At 44.6% G+C, this 24,679-nt stretch carries 21 protein-coding genes and 1 pseudogene; 13 read left to right on the top strand and 9 right to left on the bottom strand.

Features of this window, described 5'->3' with window-relative positions:
• Positions 1 to 18: 18 nt before the first annotated feature.
• The gene (locus R7P35_RS10425) at positions 19 to 1,362 is read right to left on the bottom strand and encodes a glutamine synthetase family protein (RefSeq protein ID WP_053306915.1); all 1,344 of its coding nucleotides are present in this window, start codon (positions 1,360 to 1,362) and stop codon (positions 19 to 21) included.
• 340 nt (positions 1,363 to 1,702) lie between these two features.
• On the opposite strand from R7P35_RS10425, the gene R7P35_RS10420 reads away from it, so the two are divergent.
• From R7P35_RS10420 to R7P35_RS10380, 9 genes are all read left to right on the top strand, one after another.
• Positions 1,703 to 2,449 carry a gamma-glutamyl-gamma-aminobutyrate hydrolase family protein gene (locus R7P35_RS10420; RefSeq protein WP_005377814.1) on the top strand — a complete coding sequence of 249 codons (747 nt, stop codon included), beginning with the start codon at positions 1,703 to 1,705 and terminating at the stop codon, positions 2,447 to 2,449.
• 18 nt (positions 2,450 to 2,467) lie between these two features.
• Positions 2,468 to 3,025: an HTH-type transcriptional regulator PuuR gene (puuR, locus tag R7P35_RS10415; protein WP_005377813.1), complete on the top strand. Its 558-nt coding sequence runs from the start codon at positions 2,468 to 2,470 to the stop codon at positions 3,023 to 3,025.
• 35 nt (positions 3,026 to 3,060) lie between these two features.
• Entirely contained in the window at positions 3,061 to 4,545 is a 1,485-nt protein-coding gene (locus R7P35_RS10410; protein WP_054577889.1) for an aldehyde dehydrogenase, read from the top strand.
• Between the two features lie 37 nt (positions 4,546 to 4,582).
• Positions 4,583 to 5,860, top strand: coding sequence for an NAD(P)/FAD-dependent oxidoreductase (locus R7P35_RS10405; protein WP_005377810.1), 1,278 nt, complete (start codon positions 4,583 to 4,585; stop codon positions 5,858 to 5,860).
• A 17-nt stretch (positions 5,861 to 5,877) separates the two neighbouring features.
• The gene (gene aguB, locus R7P35_RS10400) at positions 5,878 to 6,744 is read left to right on the top strand and encodes an N-carbamoylputrescine amidase (protein ID WP_025766731.1); all 867 of its coding nucleotides are present in this window, start codon (positions 5,878 to 5,880) and stop codon (positions 6,742 to 6,744) included.
• Positions 6,745 to 6,756: 12 nt separating this feature from the next.
• Positions 6,757 to 7,839, top strand: a complete 1,083-nt coding sequence (gene aguA / locus R7P35_RS10395; RefSeq protein ID WP_017633979.1) for an agmatine deiminase — start codon at positions 6,757 to 6,759, stop codon at positions 7,837 to 7,839.
• Between the two features lie 54 nt (positions 7,840 to 7,893).
• Positions 7,894 to 9,321, top strand: coding sequence for an NAD-dependent succinate-semialdehyde dehydrogenase (locus tag R7P35_RS10390; protein WP_213872807.1), 1,428 nt, complete (start codon positions 7,894 to 7,896; stop codon positions 9,319 to 9,321).
• Between the two features lie 14 nt (positions 9,322 to 9,335).
• On the top strand, positions 9,336 to 10,607 hold the full coding sequence (gene gabT, locus R7P35_RS10385; protein ID WP_213872808.1) for a 4-aminobutyrate--2-oxoglutarate transaminase: 1,272 nt from the start codon (positions 9,336 to 9,338) through the stop codon (positions 10,605 to 10,607).
• 519 nt (positions 10,608 to 11,126) lie between these two features.
• Positions 11,127 to 12,449 (top strand): EAL domain-containing protein, encoded by a 1,323-nt coding sequence (locus R7P35_RS10380; protein WP_213872809.1) that lies wholly within the window; start codon positions 11,127 to 11,129, stop codon positions 12,447 to 12,449.
• A gap of 43 nt (positions 12,450 to 12,492) precedes the next feature.
• On the opposite strand, the gene R7P35_RS10375 is transcribed toward R7P35_RS10380, so the two are convergent.
• Complete coding sequence (locus R7P35_RS10375; RefSeq protein WP_025766728.1) at positions 12,493 to 13,377, bottom strand: DMT family transporter; 885 nt, start codon at positions 13,375 to 13,377, stop codon at positions 12,493 to 12,495.
• Positions 13,378 to 13,487: 110 nt separating this feature from the next.
• Between R7P35_RS10375 and R7P35_RS10370 the strand changes: the two genes are divergently transcribed.
• The 4 genes from R7P35_RS10370 (at position 13,488) to R7P35_RS10355 (ending at position 15,415) form a co-directional block, all read left to right on the top strand.
• Positions 13,488 to 13,970: a MarR family transcriptional regulator gene (locus R7P35_RS10370; RefSeq protein WP_318092064.1), complete on the top strand. Its 483-nt coding sequence runs from the start codon at positions 13,488 to 13,490 to the stop codon at positions 13,968 to 13,970.
• A gap of 23 nt (positions 13,971 to 13,993) precedes the next feature.
• Entirely contained in the window at positions 13,994 to 14,347 is a 354-nt protein-coding gene (locus R7P35_RS10365) for an MmcQ/YjbR family DNA-binding protein (protein ID WP_017633985.1), read from the top strand.
• 119 nt (positions 14,348 to 14,466) lie between these two features.
• Positions 14,467 to 14,901: a DUF962 domain-containing protein gene (locus R7P35_RS10360; protein WP_005377800.1), complete on the top strand. Its 435-nt coding sequence runs from the start codon at positions 14,467 to 14,469 to the stop codon at positions 14,899 to 14,901.
• A 202-nt stretch (positions 14,902 to 15,103) separates the two neighbouring features.
• Positions 15,104 to 15,415 (top strand): hypothetical protein, encoded by a 312-nt coding sequence (locus tag R7P35_RS10355; RefSeq protein WP_005377799.1) that lies wholly within the window; start codon positions 15,104 to 15,106, stop codon positions 15,413 to 15,415.
• Between the two features lie 146 nt (positions 15,416 to 15,561).
• On the opposite strand, the gene R7P35_RS10350 is transcribed toward R7P35_RS10355, so the two are convergent.
• From R7P35_RS10350 to pilW, 7 genes and pseudogenes are all read right to left on the bottom strand, one after another.
• On the bottom strand, positions 15,562 to 16,653 hold the full coding sequence (locus R7P35_RS10350; protein ID WP_025766727.1) for a hypothetical protein: 1,092 nt from the start codon (positions 16,651 to 16,653) through the stop codon (positions 15,562 to 15,564).
• A 1-nt stretch (position 16,654) separates the two neighbouring features.
• Positions 16,655 to 17,131, bottom strand: coding sequence for a hypothetical protein (locus R7P35_RS10345; RefSeq protein WP_025766726.1), 477 nt, complete (start codon positions 17,129 to 17,131; stop codon positions 16,655 to 16,657).
• A 9-nt stretch (positions 17,132 to 17,140) separates the two neighbouring features.
• Positions 17,141 to 20,318 (bottom strand): annotated as a pseudogene (locus R7P35_RS10340) (response regulator).
• A gap of 156 nt (positions 20,319 to 20,474) precedes the next feature.
• The gene (locus tag R7P35_RS10335) at positions 20,475 to 20,819 is read right to left on the bottom strand and encodes an EAL domain-containing protein (RefSeq protein WP_318092062.1); all 345 of its coding nucleotides are present in this window, start codon (positions 20,817 to 20,819) and stop codon (positions 20,475 to 20,477) included.
• The gene (locus tag R7P35_RS10330) at positions 20,804 to 22,618 is read right to left on the bottom strand and encodes a diguanylate cyclase domain-containing protein (RefSeq protein WP_318092060.1); all 1,815 of its coding nucleotides are present in this window, start codon (positions 22,616 to 22,618) and stop codon (positions 20,804 to 20,806) included. Before R7P35_RS10330 ends, R7P35_RS10335 begins: the two co-directional genes overlap by 16 nt.
• The gene (locus tag R7P35_RS10325) at positions 22,618 to 23,547 is read right to left on the bottom strand and encodes a phosphate/phosphite/phosphonate ABC transporter substrate-binding protein (RefSeq protein ID WP_186584303.1); all 930 of its coding nucleotides are present in this window, start codon (positions 23,545 to 23,547) and stop codon (positions 22,618 to 22,620) included. Before R7P35_RS10325 ends, R7P35_RS10330 begins: the two co-directional genes overlap by 1 nt.
• A gap of 267 nt (positions 23,548 to 23,814) precedes the next feature.
• On the bottom strand, positions 23,815 to 24,540 hold the full coding sequence (gene pilW / locus R7P35_RS10320; RefSeq protein ID WP_017820928.1) for a type IV pilus biogenesis/stability protein PilW: 726 nt from the start codon (positions 24,538 to 24,540) through the stop codon (positions 23,815 to 23,817).
• Positions 24,541 to 24,679 lie beyond the last annotated feature (139 nt).

Genomic DNA, 24,679 nt, shown 5'->3' with positions numbered 1-24,679 from the left:
AAAGTTCATTTCCTTTGTTTATGCCGAGTGCAACATCCAGTCGATTTCCAATGGAGTAATCGCTCGCTCAAATTCTGCGAGTTCACTCTGTTTGCAAGCTAGATACAAATCGATAAAATCTCTTGAGATGTATTGAGCCAGCTCACTGTGCTCCAGTCGCTCTAGAGCTTCTGACATACGCAGAGGTAACTCAATTGCATCATCACTGAGAGTCGGTGGACATTGATCTTTGGTGTAGCTTTCACTCGCTAATACTGCGGAAAGTACTACTGCAGCGAGAATGTATGGGTTAACGTCAGCGCCTGCTATACGATGCTCTATACGGCGATTTTTGCTATCGCTGATAGGCACACGCAACGCAACACCGCGGTGGTTTTCTCCCCAATCGGCTTTGGTTGGGACGTAAGCGCCAGGAACAAAGCGACGGTAAGAGTTAACGTTAGGACAGATTAGGGCCATGGCATCGGATGTTTGTGACAGCATCGCTGCCATGGTTTGATAGAAGAAGGCGCTCGCTTGACCGTCTGGTTGGCTAAAGTGGTTGTTACCATCTGTATCAACCAAGCTGAGGTGAATGTGCATGCCATTACCCGCTTGCTCACTAAAAGGTTTCGCCATAAATGTGGCGTCAAATCCGTGCTGATGAGCGACCTGGCGAATCAAGCGTTTTGCGATGATGATTTCATCACATGCTCGAAGCACATCTTTAGAATGGTTGAAGTTGATTTCGAACTGCCCTGGTGCCGATTCAGATAGGGCTCCGGAAGTGTTTAAACCTTGTTCTAATGCAATTCGATTAAGGTCGGCCAAGAAATCAGCGTAGTCATCTAGTCCATCAAGGTCGTAAACCTCGGTATCTTTTTCTCGAGTTTTTTTCGTGGGGTTAATTGCCGTTAATGGTTCGCCATTTTCGCCGCGGGTTTTGTCTATTAAATAGAACTCCAGCTCGAGCGCGACGCAAGGATATTGGTCTTTAGCATGCAGTGTTTGCAATATAGAAGCGAGAATGTTTCGGATGAACAGTGGGTTAGGGTGCTGCCCGGTTTCATCCATCATACTAAGCAGTAGCTGACCAACTTGTTCTTTTGCCGTCGGCATTAAGGTGCCGCTGATTGGATAGCAGAGATTATCTGGTTCTCCGAGATCTTCTCCCAACCCGGCTGTTTCAACGACGTTACCTTTGGTATCTAGGGTGATGGTCGAAAGGGGGAGGGCAACACCTTTATTCAGTTTTTCTAGAGCATCTATCGGGATGCGTTTTCCTCTTGGGGTGGCATTTATATCGGTAAAGATGAGATCGATAAATTCAATATCGGGCCATTTTTGTTTAAAATTTTTTACTTCCTGTAGATACGATTCCATTTTCTTCTCCAAATAGCCTGACGAGTAGAAATTAGAAATAACCAAATTAACAAATAAATTACAGTACTCTGAGCGAGTTGTTTGTTTTTTAGGTTATTTTTAATTTAAACATGCACTTACACTGTGTTTTTGATGTTTAACGGCTGGTTTTTATGTCTTTCTGTTAACTATTTTGTAACAGTTGGTTTTGTTTTGTTCAATATAATGAGCATAAATATTCAGTTTTGAAGCCTAAAAAGTGCGTCAGATCACGTTGTGACGATAATAATGGTCATCTGTGTTGATAATTTTGTACATGGTTTGTAGGGTTTGTGTTAAATAAATTGAACACGGACATATCATGGCAGATACACACAAACCCATCATTGGTGTGGTTAGCTGCGCTAAAGAGTTGGGTGGCTATCAGATACAAGCGGTCAACGACTTTTACCTTCGCGCCATAAAGGATTTTGGAGGACTACCGATTATGTTGGCTCCCGACATGTCGGGCGATGACGTAACCACCATCCTAGACATATGTGATGGTTTTCTTTTTCCTGGCAGCCACTCTAACGTTGCGCCACATCGATACAATGCAACGCACGAAGAGAGCTACAAAGATGAAGCTCGTGATGAGCTCTCATTCACGTTAATTCGTCATGCGGTTGACCAAAACATTCCGTGCCTTGGTATTTGCCGCGGCTTTCAAGAGATGAATGTCGCACTTGGTGGCTCGTTAAACCCAGCCGTTCATGACTCCGGCTTCAATGACCATCGTGAAGCGCCTGTTGAAGATTTCGAACAAAAATACGCGCCAGCACACGCTGTACTAGTTCAAAAGCAGAGCTTATTTGAACAATGGCTGGTGCAAAATCATTGGGAAAATACCACCTTCTTTGAAGTGAACACACTACACAACCAAGGCGTCGATCAGCTTGCTCCTCTATTACAAGTAGAAGCTAAAGCCCCGGATGGCTTGGTAGAAGCATTTAGTCTTCCTAATCAAAAATTTTTCGTTGGCGTGCAGTGGCACCCAGAATGGGAAGCAAAAACCAATCATTTCTCTCAAATTTTGTTCAATGAATTTATGATGGCTACCTCTCGTTAAACGTTTGGAGCTGTATGAATGGACAATCAAGAGATTGGTAAAAATATTGTTCAGTTACGAAAAAAACATGGATTGTCACAAAGGGAACTAGCCGAGCGCGCAGGTATTACCCACAGTGCAATCTCATCCATTGAAAATGGCAAAGTGAGCCCGTCGGTAAGCTCACTACAAAAAATCGTTAATGTATTTTCTTTATCGTTATCAGAGTTTTTCACTTTTGAACAACCTTCGAACGATGAAGTGAAAGTAGTCATCAAGCCGTCAGATCTTGTGGAAATCGGGAGCGAGACGGTGTCCATGAAACTGGTAACGAATGGCGACAAAGATCAAGTCATCGGATTCTTGATCGAGGAATACGCACCTTATGGAACCACTGGTGCGGCAGAAATCAAACACGAAGGCGAAGAGATTGGCACCGTATTAGAGGGCGAAATCACTCTGGAATATAAAGGGCAATCTCATGTCATAACAGCGGGCGAGTCGTACATTATTGATACGACGAAGCCCCATCGATTTACAAATCACACAGACAAGGCTTGTCGAATGATAAGTGCGCATACGCCAACCACATTTTAGTGGGGGCTTGCCTTGTGTGATCACAAGGAGAGCGTATGAAAACCCAAGAGCAATGGATTGAACTAAAAAACAATCTAAACATCGAAAACAGGGCGTACATTAACGGTGAATACAGTGCCGCTTTAACAGGGCAAACCATCCCGGTAGTTAACCCAGCAACAGATGAGATATTCACCGAAATCGCCCGTTGCCAAAATGAAGATGTTGATCTCGCGGTTTCATACGCTCGCCAAGCATTTCAATCCGGTCAGTGGAGCGAGAGCAGCCCAGCTCATCGCAAAGCAGTGCTTAAACAGTTTGCTGACTTGATTGATCAAAACCAAGAAGAATTGGCTCTGCTAGAAACGCTTGATACCGGTAAGCCTATCTCTCACAGCTTCTCTACCGATATTCCTGGTGCGGCGAGTGCATTACGCTGGTACGCAGAAGCAATCGACAAAGTATACGGCGAAGTTGCCCCAACTGAAAAAGATGTACACGCTTTTATTTCTCATCAACCAATTGGTGTGGTTGCTGCGGTTGTACCGTGGAACTTCCCCCTTTGGCTTGCGTGCTGGAAGCTTGGCCCTGCTTTAGCCGCTGGTAACAGCGTGATTCTAAAACCGTCAGAGAAATCTTCTCTCACCGCGATATTCCTAGGTCAACTTGCTTCTCGAGCGGGCTTACCAACAGGCGTTTTCCAAGTCGTTACGGGTTTTGGTCATGAAGCTGGCGACGCGCTGGCGAAACACCAAGACGTAGACTGCATCGCCTTCACAGGCTCGACGCGCATTGCAGGTCAACTGATGGTCAGATCGGGTGAGAGCAACCTAAAGCGTGTGTTTGCAGAAGCGGGCGGCAAGAACGCGAACATCGTGTTTGAAGATTGTGATGATTTAGATCGCGCAGCAGCAGAAACCGCCGCAGGGTGTTTCTACAACCAAGGTGAGGTGTGCGTCGCGGCAACCCGCCTGCTTGTTCACGAAAGCATCAAAGATCAGTTCTTAGAAAAAGTTATTCAAGCGTCGAAAGCGTTCACGCCAAAAGACCCAATGGACCCAAGTTCATCCATGGGAGCGCTTATCGATCAAGATCATAAATCAAAAGTGTTGGAATACATCTCGTTAGGTGAATCAGAAGGTGCAAACGTACGTTGTGGCGGCGATGTCGATGGGCAAGGTGCATTTGTTTCCCCAACCATTTTAGACAACGTCGACAACAAGATGCGTGTCGCTCAAGAGGAAATTTTTGGTCCGGTGCTGTGTGTCATTCCATTCAAAGACGAAGCGCAAGCAATCGAGATCGCTAACGATTCGAAGTACGGCTTAGGCGCGGCACTCTGGAGTAGCAATATCAACCGCGTTCATCGCGTAGCAAAACGACTGCAAGCCGGCTCGGTTTGGGTTAACAACTACAACGAAGGTGACATGACGGTTCCATTTGGTGGATTCAAAATGAGCGGAAACGGTCGAGACAAGTCTCTCCACGCGATTGAAAAATTCACCGAAACCAAAACCACTTGGATTCGCCTCCATCCTTAAGCCTGCTGACGATTACGATAAATAAAGGAATAGTTCTATGAACAAGCATACGGATTCGTTCTACGCGCACTCTGTGCCAAACATGCCGGAATACCCACAGTTGCAAAACGACATCGAGTGCGATGTGTGTGTAGTCGGTGCGGGATTTTCTGGTCTTTCTTCTGCACTACACCTTGCAGAAAAAGGTTTTAAAGTCGTTGTGTTAGAAAGCGCAAAAGTGGGCTTTGGAGCAACTGGTCGTAACGGTGGCCAAATCGTTAACAGCTACAGCCGAGATGTTGACGTGATTGAAAGCCGTTACGACCAAAACCAAGCCAAAGCTCTGTGCGATATGATTTTTGAAGGCGGCGATATCATCCGTGGCCTGATTGACAAATACGACATCAACTGTGATTACAAGCAAGGTGGCTTGTTCACGGCACTGAACAGTAAACAACTCAAAGGGCTAGAAGAACATAAGAAGAACTGGGAGCGTTACGGCAACGACCAACTGACTCTGCTTGACGCAGGAGAGGTAGAACAAGCGGTAGGCACTAAAGTATACACTGGCGGCTTACTGGATATGCGCGGTGGTCACATTCACCCGCTTAAACTGGCATTGGGTGAAGCTGCTGCGTTTACGTCTCTAGGTGGTCAAATCTTTGAGCAGTCGGCGGTCGTGTCGATTGACAAAGGGATTAACCCAGTAGTGAAAACGGCGAAAGGCAGCGTGAAGAGCAAGTACGTGGTACTGGCAGGTAACGCCTACCTTGGTGGTTTGGCACCAAACATCAGCAACAAAGCGATTCCGTGTGGCACACAAGTGGTGGCGACTCAGCCTTTGAGTGATGAGCAGCTAAAACAAGTGCTGACCAGTGACTACTGCGTTGAGGACTGTAACTACTTGCTTGACTACTTCCGCTTAACCGCCGACAAGCGTTTGTTGTTCGGAGGTGGCGTGGTTTACGGCGCACGTGACCCAGAAAACATTGAAGCATTGATTCGTCCGAAGATGGAGAAAGTCTTCCCACAATTGAAAGGCATCAAGATTGATTACACCTGGACAGGTAACTTCTTGCTGACTTACTCACGCATGCCGCAATTTGGCTCGTTTGCAGACAACATTTACTACCTACAAGGCTACAGCGGTCACGGTGTAACGTGTACTCACCTAGCAGGTAAGTTGCTGGCCGAAGCTCTGACCGGACACGCTGAACGTTTCGACGCGTTTGCTGCACTGAAACATTACTCCTTCCCGGGTGGCCGCCACTTCCAAATTCCGTTTACGGCAATGGGCGCGGCTTACTACAACCTACGTGACAAACTGGCGATTTAAGAGATAAGGAATATCCAATGAGCAAAGTGGTGAAATTTGCAGCCCTTCAACTGACGAAAAGCTGGGATCTGGAAGATAACCTAGCCAAAGCAAAAAAGGCGATTCGTGAAGCAGCACAAAGCGGTGCGAACGTGATTCTTCCGCAAGAGCTGTTCGCTGCGCCTTACTTCTGCAAAAAACAGGAAGCAAAGTATTTCGAGCTTGCAGAAGAAACGGAGAATTGTCGTCTTATTAAAGAGATGAGTGCGTTGGCTAAAGAGCTCGGCGTCGTTATTCCAGTCAGTTACTTTGAAAAAGCGGGCAACACGTTTTTTAACTCGCTAGTGATGATTGATGCCGATGGTACGGTACTAGATAACTACCGCAAGTCACACATTCCTGATGGCCCGGGCTACAGCGAAAAGTACTATTTTAGCCCTGGCGATACCGGTTTCAAAGTGTGGCAAACCAAGTTCGGTAAGTTCGGTGCTGGCATTTGTTGGGACCAATGGTTCCCAGAGCTTGCGCGCAGCTTGGCTCTGCACGGCGCGGAAGCGATTTTTTACCCAACTGCAATCGGTTCTGAGCCTCAAGATCCGACACTGGATTCACGTGACCACTGGCAACGTACAATGCAAGGTCACTCGGCAGCAAACCTCGTTCCAGTGATTGCGTCAAACCGAGTGGGCACTGAAGTCGATGATGGTATCGAGACGACGTTCTACGGCTCTTCTTTTATCACTGACCACACTGGTGCAAAAATTGCCGAAGCACCGCGTCAAGGTGAAACCATCATTTACGCAGAAATCGACCTAGCTACGACAGCGAAAGCGCGTCACGCATGGGGCTTGTTCCGCGACCGTCGTCCAGACCTTTACACCAGCGTTGGCAAACTAGCCGTTTAAAGAGGCGTTAAAATGAAGTTATCGACAACACCAGCGCAGGATGGCTTCTATTTTCCGGCTGAGTTTCAGCCGGTTAGTGAAGTTTGGCTAGCGTGGCCAGAAAGGAAAGACAATTGGCGTGATGACGCATTACCCGCGCAAGAAACCTTCGCCAGAATCGCGAACTTAATCGCGGAAGTGACCAAAGTGTGTGTGGCGGTGTGCTCGCACAACTTTGACCGAGCGCGTCAAATGCTTCACTCAGATGTACGTTTGGTGGAAATCCCATTTAACGATGCGTGGATGCGAGACATCGGGCCGACCGTGCTTGTTAACCAAGCGGGCGAGCGCCGTGGGATTAGTTGGCAATTCAACGCGTGGGGCGGCGAATACAACGGCCTTTACGACAACTGGCAGCAGGACGATCTTGTCGCTGGTTCGGTGTGCGACATCATCGGTATTGATCATTACCGCGCACCGTTTGTACTTGAAGGTGGGGCGATTCACACCGATGGTGAAGGCACCCTTTACACCACAGAAGAGTGCTTACTTAGTCCGGGGCGAAATCCACAGTTGAGCAAAGCGCAAATTGAAGAGCAGTTAAAGGCGTATCTCGGTATCGAAAAAGTCATTTGGTTGCCAAATGGTTTATTCAATGACGAAACAGACGGCCATGTTGACAACCTGATGCACGTTATCGCTCCGGGTAAGGTGGTACTGAGTTGGACCGATGACCCAAGTGATCCGCAATACGCGTTATCTCGTCAAGCGGAACAAGTACTGAAATCTCAGCACGATGCGAAAGGGCGCAATATTGAAATTGTCCGTTTGCCATTACCGGGTCCGTTGCATTACAGCGAGCGCGAAGCCAATGGCATTGACGCCAGTTCGGGAATGAGTCGACAAGCTGGCGAACGCCTAAGTGCCTCTTATGCGAACTTTCTTATCGTCAACGAGCATGTGTTCTTGCCGATGCTGGACGAAGAGACCGACGCTATGGCGATCGATATTTTGCAAAACGCGATGCCGGAATACCAAATCATCGCGATACCGTCGAGAGAGGTTCTACTCGGCGGAGGGAACATTCACTGTATTACGCAGCAGATCCCTGCTTAAACATAAACTCGCCGCTGGCTTAGCGGCGATGATGAGTTGTCAAAAGGAATGACCATGCAACAGATACAAAACCAAAGCCTTGTTTCGTTTATGGTAGCGAATCCACAACAGGGCATTGCAGTGACTAATCCGGCGACCGGAGAACTCCTCGGGTACGCACCAGGCTCAACCGAAAACGACATTTTAAATGGCATTGAACGTGCCAGTGTGGCGCAGAAAAAGTGGGCGGCACTGCCAGCAAAAACGCGCGCTGACATGCTCAATCGTTGGTTCCAACTTCTGTTAGAAAACAAAGCCGACCTTGGCCGCTTAATGACGTTAGAGCAAGGTAAGCCGCTGGCTGAAGCTCAAGGTGAAGTGCTTTACGGCGCGAGCTTTATCGAATGGTTTGCTGAAGAAGCGAAACGTACCTACGGTGAGACGATTCCTGCCCCAAGTGCGGACAAGCGTTTGGTGACCATCAAACAGCCAATTGGTGTCGCCTGTGCGATTACGCCTTGGAACTTCCCAATTGCGATGATCACGCGCAAAGCAGGGCCAGCTTTAGCGGCCGGTTGTAGCTTTGTCGTAAAACCATCTGAATCTACGCCGCTGTCTGCGTTTGCGGTCGCAGAGCTTGCCTATCAAGCGGGTATCCCACGCGATGTGCTGCAAGTGGTATTGGGGGAAAACTCCCGTCAGGTCGGTGCTATCTTCACTTCACACCCGTTGATTCGTAAGTTGTCTTTCACTGGCTCTACTCAAGTCGGTAGCGTGCTGATGCAGCAAAGCGCGGCTGACATCAAACGTACCTCAATGGAGCTCGGTGGCAACGCGCCATTTATCGTATTCGATGATGCGGATATTGATGCAGCTGTGGCAGGCGCGATGGCGTCGAAATTCCGTAACGCAGGTCAAACGTGTGTTTGTGCGAACCGTTTCTATGTACACAGCAAAGTGTATGACGAATTCGTTGCTAAGTTTGACGCTGCGGTTCAGCAGCTCAAAGTTGGTAACGGATTGGAAGAGGGGGTCAACATTGGTCCAGTGATCAGCGAGTCAGCGAAGCAAGGCATTCAGACGCTTATTGATGGTGCTATCGAGCAAGGCGCGAAGCCGGTTTCAGAACTTAAAAAGCTCGATGGTTTATTTATGCAGCCAGTGGTTCTCAAAGACGTTACTCACGACATGAAGATTGTCTCTGAGGAAATCTTTGGCCCTGTCGCGCCAGTGATTCGTTTTGACAGTGACGCACAGCTGATCGAAATGGCGAACGACACCATCTACGGTCTTGCGTCGTACTTCTACAGCCAAAACATTCACCGTGTTTGGAAAATCGCAGAAGCGCTCGAATACGGCATGGTCGGCATTAACGAAGGTATGATCTCTACTGAAGTTGCTCCTTTCGGTGGTGTTAAGCAGTCCGGCATCGGACGCGAAGGAGCAAAACAAGGTATCGATGAATACATGGACGTGAAATATCTCTGCTTTGGTGGCAACTAATTAAGGACAAAACAATGACAAACCAACAACTGCACGAAAGAAGAAGCCAAGTTATTGCTCAAGGTATGGGCGCACTGTACCCACTTTACGTCGAGAAAGCAGAAAACGCTTACGTATGGGATATCGAAGGCAACAAATACATCGACTTTGCAGCAGGCATTGCAGTGACCAATACAGGGCACTCTCATAAGCGCATCAGTGAAGCGGTCAAAGCTCAGTTGGATAACTTTTCGCACACCTGCGCGATGGTAACGCCGTATGCGTCATTCGTTGAGCTGGCAGAAAAACTGACAGAACTTGCACCAGGTGAGACTAAGAAGAAAGCGATCTTTCTTACTACTGGCGCCGAGGCGGTCGAAAATGCCGTAAAAGTGGCACGCGCTCATACTGGTCGTAGCGGAGTGATAGCGTTTAAAGGTGGCTTTCACGGTCGCACAAATATGACGATGGGGTTAACCGGTAAAGTTGCGCCATATAAAGCAGGCTTTGGTCCTTTCCCGAACGAAATCTACCACGCGCCGTACCCAAATGCGTTCCACGGCATCAGCATTGAGCAAAGCTTACAAGCGATCGACGATCTATTTGCTTGTGATATTGAACCTTCACGCGTTGCTGCGATCATCTTCGAGCCAGTGCAAGGCGAGGGCGGCTTCTACAAAGCACCTGAAGCGTTTGCACAAGGCTTACGTCAACTGTGTGATAAGCACGGTATCATGCTGATTGCCGATGAAATCCAAACGGGTTTTGCTCGTACCGGTAAAATGTTTGCCACAGAGTACCTAGGCATTGAACCAGACCTAATGACAATGGCGAAAGGCATTGCTGGTGGTTTCCCAATCTCAGCGGTAGTTGGGAAAGCGGATGTGATGGACTCTGCACTACCCGGTGGTTTAGGTGGCACTTATGCGGGCTCGCCACTTGGTTGTGTTGCTGGTCTTGAAGTGCTGAAAATCATCGAAGAAGAAAACTTGTGCACTAAAGCGATGGGCATTGGTGAAGTGGTCAATGCACGAATGACTAAGCTGCAACAGTCAGTACCTGCTATCGGTGAAATCCGTACTACGGGTGCAATGATGGCGATTGAGTTTACTGACCCAGAATCAGGCAAACCACTGCAAGAGATGACCAAAGCGGTGATTTCTAAAGCGCAAGAAAACGGCCTTATCCTGCTTTCTTGTGGAGTAAAAGCGAACGTGATTCGTCTGTTACCTCCACTGACCATCGAATCTGACGTGCTAAATGAAGGCCTAGATAAGTTGGAAAAAGTGATTCTTGAAGTGGCGTAATTCACGCACTTTTAAATAGCAATAACAAATAAAGGAAGCGGTTGGCATCAATCGTTTCCTTTTTGTTTTTTAGCGTATCTGCTGCCTATCTAAAAAGTATTGCTCAAGATCCAAGTTGTCACTTTTATTACGGATGACTTAACAGTTGGGCTCGTTCTTACTTTCCACTTAGTCGCTACTTTGTTCTCCTCGAATGTGGTTTGGTGCCCACATTCTAAATCCCGACATCTGAAAGCCACTTGAGTCTATAATTTTATTGAGCGTCATTCCTCACTTTTTGGACTATAAAAATGAGATAGTATTCATATCCCACTTAGGTTGCTTGACAGATTAGCAGGACGAACTTTGATAACAAAGAATACAAGGTATGCCATTTTACTCGGCTTAGTTCCCATCGCCATATTTGTAGTGGCCTTTCATTCGATAACCAACTTTTACGTCAACTCGGTAAAAGCGTCGAAAATAGATGCTTACGTAGATTATTTAAATCAAAGGTCTGCCTATTTGGACGGAGCAATAGTGAAGCAGATTGCTCAGTTAGATTTTACTTGTAGTGATAGTGATGTAAGAACTTTACGCGACCCACGTTTTTATAACCGTTACATTCGTTTTATTGCGATGACCACAGAAGGCGGAAAAACGTGTTCCACGATTGGTAGTGAAGTGTCTCGCCCATCTAGTAGTGAACGATTTCAGATGGATGAAAACTTTTTCGCATCACTTATTTTGCCGCAACAGAATGACCAAATAGAGTGGATGGTCATTTATGATAATGAACACGTTGAAGTCTTCTGGGTACTTGATAACAGTTGGGTTAACGAGGTAATAAAAACGCCTTGCAAAGACTGCCTATTTGTAGAGTTTAAGTATGATGAACCAATATTTGGTGATTTAACGATAAGCCGTGGCAAAGCGAATATTGCAGGAGAAGAAAACGCACTGTCAAAAGAGTTTTTCTTTTCAGGAGATTCTCAAGCCAACATGCTCATAAAGATATACAGCGGTGAAAAACTTAAACATTATGCTCAGGAAAGAGTACTTTTGTGGGGCGGTCTTGTAAGTATGCTTGCTGGTCTTGTGACTGCCTTTGCATACATATCTGGTAAAAGCTTGAGAAAATCCATTACAGGTCTAATTGAAAATGGGATTAGTAATACAGAATTTATTCCTTACTACCAGGCGATTGTCGATAGTCGCGATGGTAAGACAGTAGGATATGAAGCTCTGATTCGATGGTCGCGACGTGATGGAATGGTGCCACCAAATATGTTTATTGGTGCTGCAGAAGAAAGTGGCCTGATTATCCCGATGACCAATCAGCTCATTCGTAAAATCATACAAGACTTAAGTGACTTGCCCGAGCATACGTGGGTCAGCATCAATATTGTTTCCTCCCATTTAGAGTCAGGCGTATTAACGAAGTTGCTGTCGGAGTTAAATTGGCCAATCTCGAATAGAATTCATTTTGAGTTGACCGAGAGAATACCAGTAAAAGACACTGAGGCCGCGAAAAAAGAGATTTTGTATTTAACGAATAAAGGCTACAAGTTCAAAATTGACGATTTTGGTACCGGATATGGTGGCTTTTCTTACCTACAAGATTTGGGCATCCGGTGTGTAAAAGTGGATAAGATGTTCATTGATCCAATAGGATCTGACGATCAAAAGTTGAAAGTGCTGGACTCAATTGTGTCTGCAGCGAACAAAGCGGAATGTGAGATGATTGCAGAAGGTGTAGAGAGCCAGGCTCAAGTCGAATATCTGGCTCAGCATGCGATTTACCTTATTCAAGGTTATGTTTACGCTAAACCAGAGCCCCTGACTAACCTTGCAAGCGCTTAACAGCCATAACGTCATAACATCCCGCTTTAAAGGTGCCAGTTTCCTAGGTTAGCGCGGCTCTTTTCGTTTTGATTGACGTAATGAGCTGAGGTAGTAATGACATTACGATCATTCCTAGCATTAAGCTGTATTGCAGAGGAGTGAACGTTTCCCCCAATAGCAGTAGGCCCGAAACAATGCCTGCGACTGGGTTTGCAATACCACCAAAGGTAAAATCTACGACCGACATCCGCTGTAATAACCATACATACATGCCATACCCTAATGCGGTGTTCAGAATAATTACCCAAAGTAACCCTAGAATATTCGTCATGGATACGTCCTGAACGACAGTAACATATGGCTCTGGATTGTTTATCGCCAGCACACTTGTTGCGATAGACATAATCACGCCACCCAAAATGAGCTGCCATGTTAACACTGTCCACCAGTGCATTTTTGTACCTAGTGACTTTGTTACGCTACTTCCTATCACGATGCACATAATGGCGGAGATCATCGCAAGTAATCCCACGGGGTCGAGAGAAATAGAGCTAGGATCAAATAAGAACCAAGCTAAAGCAATCAAAGTTGCGCCGCTTATAGCTTGGATGCCACTAGGCTGGCGTTTGTAGACCGCCCAACCAAACAGCATCGCAAAAACGGGGACCGAAACCATACCAACACCAGAGATGGCAGAAGGAAGCGTCAACGCCATGACAAAAATGAGACCAAAGAAGCAAGCGATGTTGATGGTTCCTAAAACAAGCAGCACCTTCCACTCACTTCTTTTCGGAAACGACGGCTTTATTGCCAGCAACAAAAGACCCGCAGGCAGTGCCCTTAGAGCGCCAAGTAAAACGGGAGGCCAATCCGGTAGAGTAAACTGAGTAACAGCGTAAGTCGTCCCCCAAAAAAAGGCAGGAATCATCGCAAGTAAAATGTTCATGTTAAATATCTTTATGTAGAGATAATTAAATGTAACGATATCGGTAAGGTGGCTTTTTGTAAAGTATCTTTATGTTAAAATAAAAAATATATGATGTTTGGAGAGAAATAATGGATGCAATTGATAGAGTGGTAGAGCAGTGGGCTAGGGAGAAGCCAGACCTCGACACTGAACCGATAGCAATAATGGGTCGACTAATGCGAATTGCAAAACACATGGAATCTAGGGTCGCCGAGCTACATAAGAAGTACGATCTGAAAATGGGTGAATTTGATGTGTTAGCGACACTGCGTCGAGCTGGTTCACCATATTGTCTTACTCCCTCAGCGTTAATAGAGTCGATGATGCTCACTTCGGGTGCGATGACTAATCGCTTAGATAAACTAGAGAAGAAAGGGTTTATCACCAGAACCCATAGTAAAGAAGACCGACGTAGCGTCACCGTTGAACTAACAGGGCAAGGCTTAACCTTAATTGACAAGCTAATTTTGGAGCATGTAGACGTTCAGCAATCGTTATTGCATGGTTTAGAAGGCAATGAAAAAGAGCAGGTTAACCAGGCGTTAAAATTGCTATTGCCACAATTTGAATGAGAACGCAGAAGGAGGCAGGGGATATGAAAAGCAAAGAACTAGAACAATACTTAAGTACCTTCATGTGTGCAGAAAGCGATTTCCCATTTGGGCCTGAAGCGCTTGTATACAAAATCAAAGGCAAGATGTTTGCCATCATTGCAGAGAGAAACGGTCGGGAGTATGTCAGCGTAAAAGTAAAACCAGAAGATGGAGAAGTCTTAACGTCGCAGTTTACGGATATTATCCCGGGTTATCACTTAAATAAGCGTCATTGGATAACGGTTTATTTTAACGGTGATGTCGAGGATGGGTTGATTCAAGACTTGTGTGAACGCTCTTATGCTCTTGTCGTTGCCAAGCTGCCGAAAGCACAACGAGCGTTGCTTGGTGAGTAATCGGCAACGCACTGGCCTCTGTTGTTTTGTCGCTCGTTGCTCGTAGCCTTTACGGAAAAATTCGCACCTTTTTCATCCTCGGGCTATATAAGAATAAGAAGGTGGAAAAGGGGAATGATATGCGAGCATTATCTGAATGGCTAAAAGAATACGGGGAGAGTCACCAAAACCCTATCAACCAAAAGATTCACACAATCGCAGTTCCAGGTATTTACCTTTCTGTGGTTGGACTTATTTGGTCGATTCCCCAGATTTCATTATTAGGCTTCGAACTTAATTGGGTTTGGGTAGCGGTGATCCCCACTTGGGTTTTCTATTTTCGTTTGTCTCTGAGCGTATTCATGATGATGATCGGCTACACATTAGCGTGCATTGGCCTTATTTGGTCTCTAGAGGTATTGATGTTGCCCGTTCTGCATATTTCTATGCTCTTGTTTGGTGTATTGTGGATATTGCAATTTATCGGTCACAAGATTGAAGGTAAAAAACCGTCGTTTTTTGAGGATTTACAGTTTCTACTCATCGGCCCGATTTGGGTGTTCAGAAAACACTAGCGATAAGCAAAATCACGCATCATCCGAATTACACAAGACATATAACGTTCAGAGATTATGTAGCTCTTACTACAGAATACCTCACCTTCTTATTGCCACGACAAGCATTCACTTTAGATACGCACTATGATTAAAGAGGTGCCAACGCACTTTACGCTATCGAGATACTTAAACTTACGGCAAGTTTACTTTAGGGGGATGAATGTACGACCGACAATATAAATATGCCTATTGGAGAGAAGAGCGTAAAAAAGGCAAATGGCACTATATATTAAAGTCCTTCTTTATGATTTGTTGTGCATTACTGCTTGGTAAAGTCATCGGTTTGTTCATTTTTGGAGAGCTGCATTCTTTAAGCGACATTTGGGAACAACTCCCTGCGGATGTTTTTATTATGATGCTCGTGGGCTTCCCAATTAGTGTCCTTGGTTGGTACCACGAAGAGTCAAAGTTTTTCCGGGCACTGCGACGCAAAGAAAAGCGGTTAAAAGGCAATCAAAACAAACCGAAATAGAGTAACCTTTGTCTCTGTTTGGATTGCCACTTACCTATCTGATCGATTCTATCCCTTCCAGTCGTTTAGCGTTTAGTTACGTGTTGCAAAAAGCCTTCTTAATACAACAGCCCCCAGTGTTGTGGAAATTGGTACTGTAAGAAACATTAAAAAACGAAGTTGAGCATTAGCGTATAAAGGCTCGCACTGTCATCCTTTGGGGCTGATGAAAACGCGCCAGAGCTATTATTGTAGGCGTTGAACCTTTGCCATTCTGCATTCAGGGAAACGTTGTAATCTAGGTCATATCTCAACCCGAGTAAGAAACTGTCTCCACTTTTTTTATCCCGACTATTAAACTGCTGACCGTAAACAATATAAGGAGTCAGCTTGTTTACATTATAACTTGTTGTCGCGTACCAAGATGAGGAAAGATTGCTGGTCTGTCCTTCTGCCATAATCACAATGTTATCGAGCTCGTATCTTAACCCTAGAGAGAACAGATCGATCGTGTTGTTTTTTTCTGTTTCAACTAGACGGTCAATGATTGTGGTTCCGCCACCGGGAGTGGACTGCTCAATGTTAGAGAGCGTCGTTGTTTGATCATAATCGCCGTGGAGGTAGGAAAAATTCCAACGATAACTCTCTCCGCTTAGCGTTAAGTTCATCCCTGCAGTGTTGTTTGACTCAATTTCCAATTCAGTACGTTCATTGATGGTTACGTCACTATTGTCTTTAAACCCGACAAACGGCATGGCGGTAAGTACGACTTGCTCATTGAGGTCATGAATCCAGCGTGCAGATAGGCCGTTATAAGCCGTGATACCTAGAATGCTGTCATATACCTCATTCGGTGGGCGGGCTTGGGTAAAAGCGTGGCCGACATAGTTGTACTCAGACATCAAAAACAGTGGCAGTCTTAAGCGTCCTCCTCGTATTTCTATGTTTTGATAGGTATAAGCCAAATACGCCCACTCGAGCTGAGGCGAGCTCCAATGGTCTTGCGGGCGCTTTACGACTTGTGCGGATGCCCGAAATGCCTTGTGAAAATAATCGAGCTGCATGCCGAAAGTGGTATCGCAATCGAAACAAGATTCATCGCCAATAAAGCGGTTAACTAGTAACGTAGTTGGGTTATCGGATTTTGCCCACGAAGTAGAGCCAAAACCACTTAAAGAAAGTTGTTCTGTTAGTTCAATCGTGGCTGAGCTCGGAAAGGTCGCGATACTCAGCGATAACATGGTTAAATATTTTTTCATATCAATTCTCCGAGCTAACCACACATAAAACATGAGCATTACTAGGGACGCTCGATGTTGGGGCATAACCAATTCTATTCGGCTTCTCTTGCATCCATGCTATGAGGTCATCAATGCTGGAGCGTGCAATCACTTTTGGCGGTCTAGCTTTACCTGAAAAAGACAAGCTTGCCCAATGCGCGTTCATTTGCGCTAAATTTTTGTTGAGAAGATAACGATAGAACTCAGCTCTTTCTGTTGATGTCGCAGGCCAGTCAGAGAGTTCAATTCGCTGGCCTTGTAAAAGTTGCGTCTTCCCTCTGTACAACTTTCGCGCTTTATTGACAGTGAGCGGAGAGAATTCGTCATTAAATGAGAAAACGGCGTAGCTCTCTGCAGCGAGAGCTTGGCAATTTAATGAAAGAAGGACAATCAGAATAAACAGATAGCGTTTTATGTAACGCAAAGGAAAAGCAACGCGAGAATGATTTCTACTCATAGAATCCACCTACATTGCTTGTTCAATTTGATACAACAGTTTTTCTTTGCGCACAGGCTTTGGTACGTAGGCATCCATTCCTGAATCAAAGCAGCGTTGAATGTCATCATCTACGACGCTTGCTGTTAATGCGATAATGGGCGTCTTAGCTAATCCTTTACTCGCTTCATAAGCTCTAATTTGCCTAGAAGCTTCAAACCCATCCATTATGGGCATCATGCAATCCATCAAAATAACATCAAACTTTCCATCTTTTTGGAACATCTCGACTGCAATTTGTCCGTTTTCAGCGACTTCGAATTGATAGCCTGCTTTAGATAGCAATAGAGAAGCCACTTTCTGGTTCACTCTATTGTCTTCGACAAGCAAGATACGTTCGGAGCGAATAGGCGTTACCGTTGCTTCTGGTTGCTCAGAACTTGCAGGTAGTTCATGAGTTTTATCGGGGGTGGTGTTCTCTTGGTGTGGTTCAGCAGGCGTCGTGTTGGAAACACGTAACCCAATTGCCTTATCTAACTTCTCTTTAAGCAACCCTGCTTTAAACGGTTTGGGCACATAGTCATCCATTCCAACGTCAAAGCATTTTTGTATATCGTCATCGACCACACTTGCCGTTAGAGCAATAATCGGAATTCTGAAAGCGCGTTTTTCTTTTACTTCTATTTGACGAATTATTTGGGTGGCTTCAAATCCATCCATTACGGGCATCATGCAGTCCATTAAAATTAGGCTGTATTGATTCTGTTGAAATTTCTCAACCGCTTCTTGTCCGTTTACAGCGACATCAAAGTCGAAGCCAGCTTTTGTGACGTGTAGCCCCGCGATTTTTTGATTGACCGTATTGTCATCAACGACCAAAATTTTCGGCAGAGATTTAACATGTTGCGCTGAAGTGCTCTCTTGTTGTGCGTGCGAGAAATTTGCCGCACAACTTTCAAGTGCTTTAATTAAGCGCTGCCCTAGTAGTGGCTGAGTGACCAAGGCGCTGATACTGTTTCTAAAGTCGAATTGTGGGCTATGAAGGTGCTTGATGAGGCAGACACGAATGTTTCGTTTACAAAGGCTTTCTATCTCATCGATATGCATCGCCGCTGCATTTGGTGATGCTTCTACATGAATAACGATAACGCGCTCGTTATCAATCCACGTTGGCAACGCACTTAAGGTATCTACTGACTGCGTTATATTGATGTTGAAAAAACTTAACTCGTTACGCAGTTTTTGTTCTAGTTGAGTACTGCTGCATACAATCCATATATCGTTGTGATTCAGAGCGTGATAAGCGTTAAACTCTTGCGTCACAACAGGAGCAGTTAGTTCAAAGAAGAAGCGACTGCCTTTACCTTTCTCGGATTCAAGTTGAATTTCTCCACCCCATTAGCTCAACTAATTGCGTGCTAATGGCAAGCCCAAGTCCAGTTCCCCCAAATTGTCGGGTAGTAGAGTTATCCTCTTGGGCAAATGGAGCAAATATTTTCTTTTGCTGCTGGGCATCAATACCAATCCCAGAATCTTTAACGGAAAACTCGATGACCGCTTCACCATTTTTTATTTCGCGGGTGATGACCGATAGCTCAACACTGCCTTGTTCGGTAAATTTTACCGCGTTAGACATGAAGTTCATGACAACTTGGCGTATACGATGGTCATCCAACATTACGTGGTAAGGCGTGTTACGGCTAATGTTGACTTGCACATCGATGCCTTTTTCCTTTGCTTTCGGTGAAATGATAGAAGCAATGTCATAGATAGACTCTCGAACACAAGTTGAATGTGGGCTAATGAGCAACATCCCAGATTCAATTTTTGAGAAGTCTAGAACGTCATTAATTAAACTCAAAAGCAGTTGGGAGGAGGTTTCAATCGTGTCGACGTAATCGCGTTGTGTGGCAGTCAGGGAAGTATCGGATAAGACTTCAGAGATACCAATAACGCCATTTAGCGGCGTGCGGATCTCGTGGGACATGTTGGCCAAAAAGCTACTTTTGGCTTTACTCGCCTTAATTGCATCATCTTTTGCTTGTTCTGCATCTTCTTTAGCTTGTGTGAGCTTTAGTCTGGACAACATCCGCTCATCACTAAGCTTTTTTACCTCTCGAGCAAACTTACTCAGCTCGTCTTTACCCTTTATTAGTTGAGCAAGAGGTGAATTTTCAGTGTTACTTTGTTCATTGCTTTCGTTACTGAGAAATTTGAGGACTAGATTCAAGTTTCCAGTAACTTTTCGCACCAATCTTAGCGTTAAACTTACGACCAACAGCGTTAAAAGGCTCATCATTGCGATAAAGGTAAAGCGGTGCTGTGTCGTCGTGTTGATTGTCTTTGATATATCATCACTCAGCTGTTGTTCCATTTTGTCGTCAACACTTTGTAATAACGATAAGCGTTTGTTGAGTGCAGATAACCCCGCATCAATCTCATCCGGGGTTAATGATTTGAGTTGAGCTGGTTGCAATAAATAAGCACGAAACTCTTGGCTTTTGATAAAGACTTCACCCGTAAACGTCTCAATGAGCAGATCTACTTGTTGTTGATTGGCATTTAGCGTCACAAAACGCTCTAGAAATAGTTGTTGGTTCTGGATTAAAGATTGGATAGAAGCCTGTGTTGTGAGGTCGTACTCGTTATTTTCCTCTGAAGATCGAATCAAATATTCGCTTAATCTATGCTCTTCAGTGGACCAAAACATCAACCATTCAAGTTGCATCAAAGAAGAAAGGTGAGTGTTTGTTTCATAACTCACATTTCTAAAATAGACTTTGTCTAAGCTCATGAGGATTTCTTTGAACGTATCAGCGCGCCACTCTGCCGCATCTAACTTTTCTTCTTGATTTTGCGAAGAGAGCATCGAGAGGGTTGCTTCCTCAAAGCTTGTCAACTGGTTTAGTATCTCAGCGTTTTCACCGAATACTGGTGCAGCGGTGTCGCGTAACAATTGAGATATCTGCTGAGTTTTTAGTTGCTTATCTATTACATCAGGGTTATTCGGTAGGTGATAAAGCGAAGATACGCGGTCTATGTAGACAGAGAATAACTGTGCTTTTTGTAGTTCCTGAGCCTGGATAGAAAGGCTTTGTACATGTTTACCCGCGAGGACAAGCAACAATAAAATTGGCAGCAAAACCAACCCAAATAGCTTTTGTTTTACCGACAGGTTGTTCCAAGAAAAGATTCCTACCACGCGCATTTCCATATCCAAGAAGTTGATATGAAAAGTGTAGTTTATTTATCTCAGATGTTAGATTTTAAGAGAAAATTCATATTAATGAGGTGGGGGAAGTGTGACCGATATTGCATTACGAGTACTAACGCGCTAAGCGGCAATAGTTAACAAAACGGCGTTCTAAGCAAAGTGATTGACGTTTTGAGCGCCACTCCCTCGTTGGTATTCAAATGCAATCAATTCCTCGGCAGGTACAGGTCTACCTAAGAAAAAACCTTGTACGATGTCACAGTGGAGAGACTCCATTCGTGTGAGTTGAGTTTGAGTTTCTACGCCTTCGGCTACTACTTTCATTCTTAGGTTGTGAGCCATGGATACAATCGCGCGAACTAATGAATCGTCTTGATCGCTTTTTCGGATTTGAGCGATAAATGAACGATCAATCTTGAGCCCGTCAAAAGCCATATGTTGTAGGTAGGCAAGGGCTGAATACCCCGTACCAAAGTCATCTAGCCAAACTTCCACTCCGATACTTTGTAGTTTTTTAAGCACATATTATCATCAATAAAAAGTGACTCTGTCACTTCAACATGAATGGTTTGAGGGGCGACATCATGTCGTCGTAAATACTTAGAAAATAATTGACTTAAATCTTGGCGATAGATTTGTCTTGGGGACAAGTTTAGTGCGATGTGAAAATCAGTACCGAAATGTTCTGCCCACATTGCCCGCTGAGCAACTGCCGTCTCAATGATATGTTCTCCAAGCTCCAATATTAAATCACTTTGTTCTGCGATCGGGATAAACGATTCTGGACTGATATAACCTTTCTCGGGATGATTCCACCTAACCAATGCTTCGACCCCAATTAGGCGATAGGTTTTTAGATCAAATTGTGGTTGATACCACAGCTCGAATTGAGACAAGTCACGTACTGAACGACGCAGTTCTCGTTCTATGTATAAACGTTGTTTAATCGTTTCATCAAACGTGGAATCGTATATCGTCATAATGTCTTTACCGCGTCTTTTAGATTCCTGCGCCGCAAGAGAGGAAAGCTGTAAAAGAGACTCAGCGTTTGAACCAAATTCTGGATACACGGCAATTCCGAGGCTTGCCGTAATTTGAATATCGTTCTCTTCCAAACTAAAGGGAGAGAGTAGTTGGCGATGAATATCGTTCGCTTTTTCTCTAGCTTCATGATTGTCCGAGCACGGAAAGGCCAGTACAAATTCATCCGCACCTACTCGACTTACGATGGTAGAAAGGCGGTAAAGCGGCTTAAAATAACTCGGCAAACGGCCTTGAAGCTCTGAGGCAAGATGGCCTAGCAATTTATCCCCAATGTTATGTCCATAGTTATCGTTAATGTGCTTAAAGTCATCCAAGTCAATAAACACAACCGCGAGTGAGGGGGATTTGTGGTCAGTTATTTGCGTTTGAATATCAATGAGTAACTTTTCTCGGTTTGGCAGGGAAGTCAGAATATCGTGGTATGCCATGAACTCAACTCGGCTGGTGTATCGGTTCACTTTGTTTGACATTTTGTTGTACGCTGAAATAAGTTCTCCCACTTCATCTTTGCTTTGTATGTCGGTGACTGGCAGCGCTTGGGTATTTGACTCTGAAAATTGATCTTTTAGTTGCTTGAGTGGCTTAGTTAACGACCGCCCCAAAGCATAAGCGATGATGCTACCGAATAGAACGGATATCCCACTGATCGTTAGCAGCAAGTTAAACATCTTCTGTTTATCGTTTGAGGTAATCGCTTGGACTTGTTCAATGTTCTGTTCTTTCTCTTCCAGTAGGTGTATCAAGTTAAGCTCAAGATACACCGCCCCAAGAGTAATGTTTGATTGCTGAATCGGCGCTGCGATCTCCAACTGATGCTTGGAAAAGGAAACGAGAGTTCTAGATTCTTCTATTGCTTTCAAAATAAAAGGAGAGCGGTAATGAGGTTGGGCAAACATCCTTAGCTGAGTAGTGCCGTCGTGAAAGATTAGCCCTTCATTGTCAACAACATGTATTTTCGAGACATCTGGCTGGCTCAATGTTGCCTTAATTTGCTCATACGCTTGACTGATATTGTCTGTATAGAGTGGATCAAAAAGCTGTTTTGATAATAGCTCTGCATAAACCAACCCTTTTTGCTTAACGTAAGATTCTGTTTTTTCTTGAGAGTTGTTCGTGATTTGTTGAGTTAAGCTATTTGAATACGCATCGTAACCGTGCATGTATAACGCAAGATTTATCACCACAACAAACAAGACAACGAACATTGTCGAGCAAATGTATTTGGTTTCGAGTGAGAGCTTTTGAAACATCAATCCACCTTCGGTAATAAGTGAACTGACTTGCGCACTGTACTTAAGGAGGCTCGCATTTCTGGAGTAAGCGCGCTGAATTTTTTGGTGTTCTGAAACTTTTTAAGTGCGAGAGAGCCTTCGTGAGTTGTATCCATATCAAGCAGTATGGACGTGATTTTACGCTGTTGCTCTAGGCTCATGCTTGGAGAAGCGAGAATTAAATCCCTGGGTATTTCAACAGAACGAGAAAAAATCGCTAGTTTGTCTTTCATGTTTTCTGGCAAATCTTTGGGATTGTTCCAGTTGAAGTTACTGAATGCTCCTGCTGCAACTCTCTGTTTATATACCCATACAGATAGGTTGATTTCATTTGACTGAGCGAGTTGCTCATCAAGGAATAAATAACCAATACTGTCTTTGGCCGGTTTGTCATCAGGAGAGGGAAGGTATTGCAGTTTTTCTCCGTGATTCAGCAATGTAATCGCAGGTAGGTAATAGCTGCTGGTAGACGTGCGCTTTTCGAAAACAAGCGTTTTTCCGCGCAGGTCAGAAAGTGACTCAATGCCACTCTCTTTATTAGTAAAGAACACCGTATGATATTTTTGCAGGCCTTTTTTCCATCGTATAGCAAGAACTTGGCTATTAGACTCCTTTTCTAAGGTCATCGCATTAAAGGGGGTCGCCGTTGCAATTTGAACGGTGCCATTTTCAAGCGCAACCGCGAGCTGACGATAATTTTTAAATACCTTTACCACCCCTTTTGCGTAACCATATTCAGTCATATTTTCAGTTACATACTGAGTAAGGGGCGTCGCTTTTTTGATTTTGCTTTGGGCTTTATTGGACACAATGCCAAATGTGAATGTTTTCTCAATATTTTCTTGTGCACTGACAACAAAAGGTGAACTCAGCAAAGTGAGTAATAACAGAGTGCAGGCAGGTTTCATCCGGCTTCAACTTCCTTCTGGTGCATGTCAGTAATATTTAGTATTTATCAATGTGCCGAAATCAATCTTAAAAACAGTATGATGTACAAATTTCGTTGTGTGCGCACTTTTTATAATGTGACTTGGTCACTTATTCCGTTCAAATAGTACCGAATTTGACGTTTATGTACAGGATGAATGTATCACCGTGAGTCTGAATTCACTGGATTCTTGGTCAAGCGCTGTATTGGCTGTGAGCTAATGCGCCTTATGTATCGCTATTTTGTACTAAGAAAATTTTTCCAATTGTTTTTGATACTTTTTCTCGAGAGCTTCATTGCCTGCTGCACGTTCAAGTTGAATCATGAGTTGCAAAGAGGGCTTCTTCACGCCATACATTTGATTGAATCTCATTAATCGAATTCTAGCTTCAGTATAATCACCGCTATCAATTTCTATTTTAGCGAGTTGCAAAATCGATTTTGGTCTATGAGGGTCATGATCGATAGCTCTAGTAAAGTAGTATCTCGCTTTGTCTTTATCTTGTGATTTTAGCGCACAAAAAGCTGCATTCTCATAGCTTGCTGGAATAAGGTAGTAATAAGGCTGCTCAATGGCTCGATTAAACATCTGATCGGCTTTTTCGAAGTCACCTCGCTTGCAAAGAAAAGTACCGTAGTTATTGAGCACATTTCCGTTTTTAGTGTGTTGGCGTAGAGAGCGTTTATACATCTGTTCGGCTTTAATATCTTCACCAACCGTTTCGTAGTAGTGAGCCATAGATAATTGCGCGCGATAGTATTGAGGTGCGTGGTTTAAGGCTTGTTGTAAGTTATCATGCGCGCGAATCATGTTACCGCCGTCTAAATAACCTAAGCCAAGTGCGATACGTGATTCTGCCATTGCCACAGGATCGGCTTTAACGACAGGGCTTCCATCTTCTTTCACCGTCACGCAACCCACGAGTGCAAACTGAGACAATAATATTAGTGCACCGAGCTTTGCTGTTTTCATTCTTTATCCCTACATCCCTGAATCTTTCTGCATGATATGAATTACTTAGCAAAAACCTATTGAGGAAAAAACACTATGCGATCAGGTTTGCAAACTGTTATGAAAAAGCCGCCATATGGCGGCTTGGTTCACATATTAC

Origin of the sequence: Vibrio sp. Vb0304 (assembly GCF_033338995.1) — a bacterium.
GTDB lineage: Bacteria > Pseudomonadota > Gammaproteobacteria > Enterobacterales > Vibrionaceae > Vibrio > Vibrio alginolyticus.
This window is presented reverse-complemented; position numbering and strand designations above follow the sequence as displayed.

Coding starts and splice junctions, on each gene's coding strand:
- R7P35_RS10425 (WP_053306915.1), bottom strand. CDS start 1,362: ATGGAATCGTATCTACAGGAAGTAAAAAATTTTAAACAAAAATGGCCC.
- R7P35_RS10420 (WP_005377814.1), top strand. CDS start 1,703: ATGGCAGATACACACAAACCCATCATTGGTGTGGTTAGCTGCGCTAAA.
- puuR (WP_005377813.1), top strand. CDS start 2,468: ATGGACAATCAAGAGATTGGTAAAAATATTGTTCAGTTACGAAAAAAA.
- R7P35_RS10410 (WP_054577889.1), top strand. CDS start 3,061: ATGAAAACCCAAGAGCAATGGATTGAACTAAAAAACAATCTAAACATC.
- R7P35_RS10405 (WP_005377810.1), top strand. CDS start 4,583: ATGAACAAGCATACGGATTCGTTCTACGCGCACTCTGTGCCAAACATG.
- aguB (WP_025766731.1), top strand. CDS start 5,878: ATGAGCAAAGTGGTGAAATTTGCAGCCCTTCAACTGACGAAAAGCTGG.
- aguA (WP_017633979.1), top strand. CDS start 6,757: ATGAAGTTATCGACAACACCAGCGCAGGATGGCTTCTATTTTCCGGCT.
- R7P35_RS10390 (WP_213872807.1), top strand. CDS start 7,894: ATGCAACAGATACAAAACCAAAGCCTTGTTTCGTTTATGGTAGCGAAT.
- gabT (WP_213872808.1), top strand. CDS start 9,336: ATGACAAACCAACAACTGCACGAAAGAAGAAGCCAAGTTATTGCTCAA.
- R7P35_RS10375 (WP_025766728.1), bottom strand. CDS start 13,377: ATGAACATTTTACTTGCGATGATTCCTGCCTTTTTTTGGGGGACGACT.
- R7P35_RS10370 (WP_318092064.1), top strand. CDS start 13,488: ATGGATGCAATTGATAGAGTGGTAGAGCAGTGGGCTAGGGAGAAGCCA.
- R7P35_RS10365 (WP_017633985.1), top strand. CDS start 13,994: ATGAAAAGCAAAGAACTAGAACAATACTTAAGTACCTTCATGTGTGCA.
- R7P35_RS10360 (WP_005377800.1), top strand. CDS start 14,467: ATGCGAGCATTATCTGAATGGCTAAAAGAATACGGGGAGAGTCACCAA.
- R7P35_RS10355 (WP_005377799.1), top strand. CDS start 15,104: ATGTACGACCGACAATATAAATATGCCTATTGGAGAGAAGAGCGTAAA.
- R7P35_RS10350 (WP_025766727.1), bottom strand. CDS start 16,653: ATGAAAAAATATTTAACCATGTTATCGCTGAGTATCGCGACCTTTCCG.
- R7P35_RS10345 (WP_025766726.1), bottom strand. CDS start 17,131: ATGAGTAGAAATCATTCTCGCGTTGCTTTTCCTTTGCGTTACATAAAA.
- R7P35_RS10330 (WP_318092060.1), bottom strand. CDS start 22,618: ATGTTTCAAAAGCTCTCACTCGAAACCAAATACATTTGCTCGACAATG.
- R7P35_RS10325 (WP_186584303.1), bottom strand. CDS start 23,547: ATGAAACCTGCCTGCACTCTGTTATTACTCACTTTGCTGAGTTCACCT.
- pilW (WP_017820928.1), bottom strand. CDS start 24,540: ATGAAAACAGCAAAGCTCGGTGCACTAATATTATTGTCTCAGTTTGCA.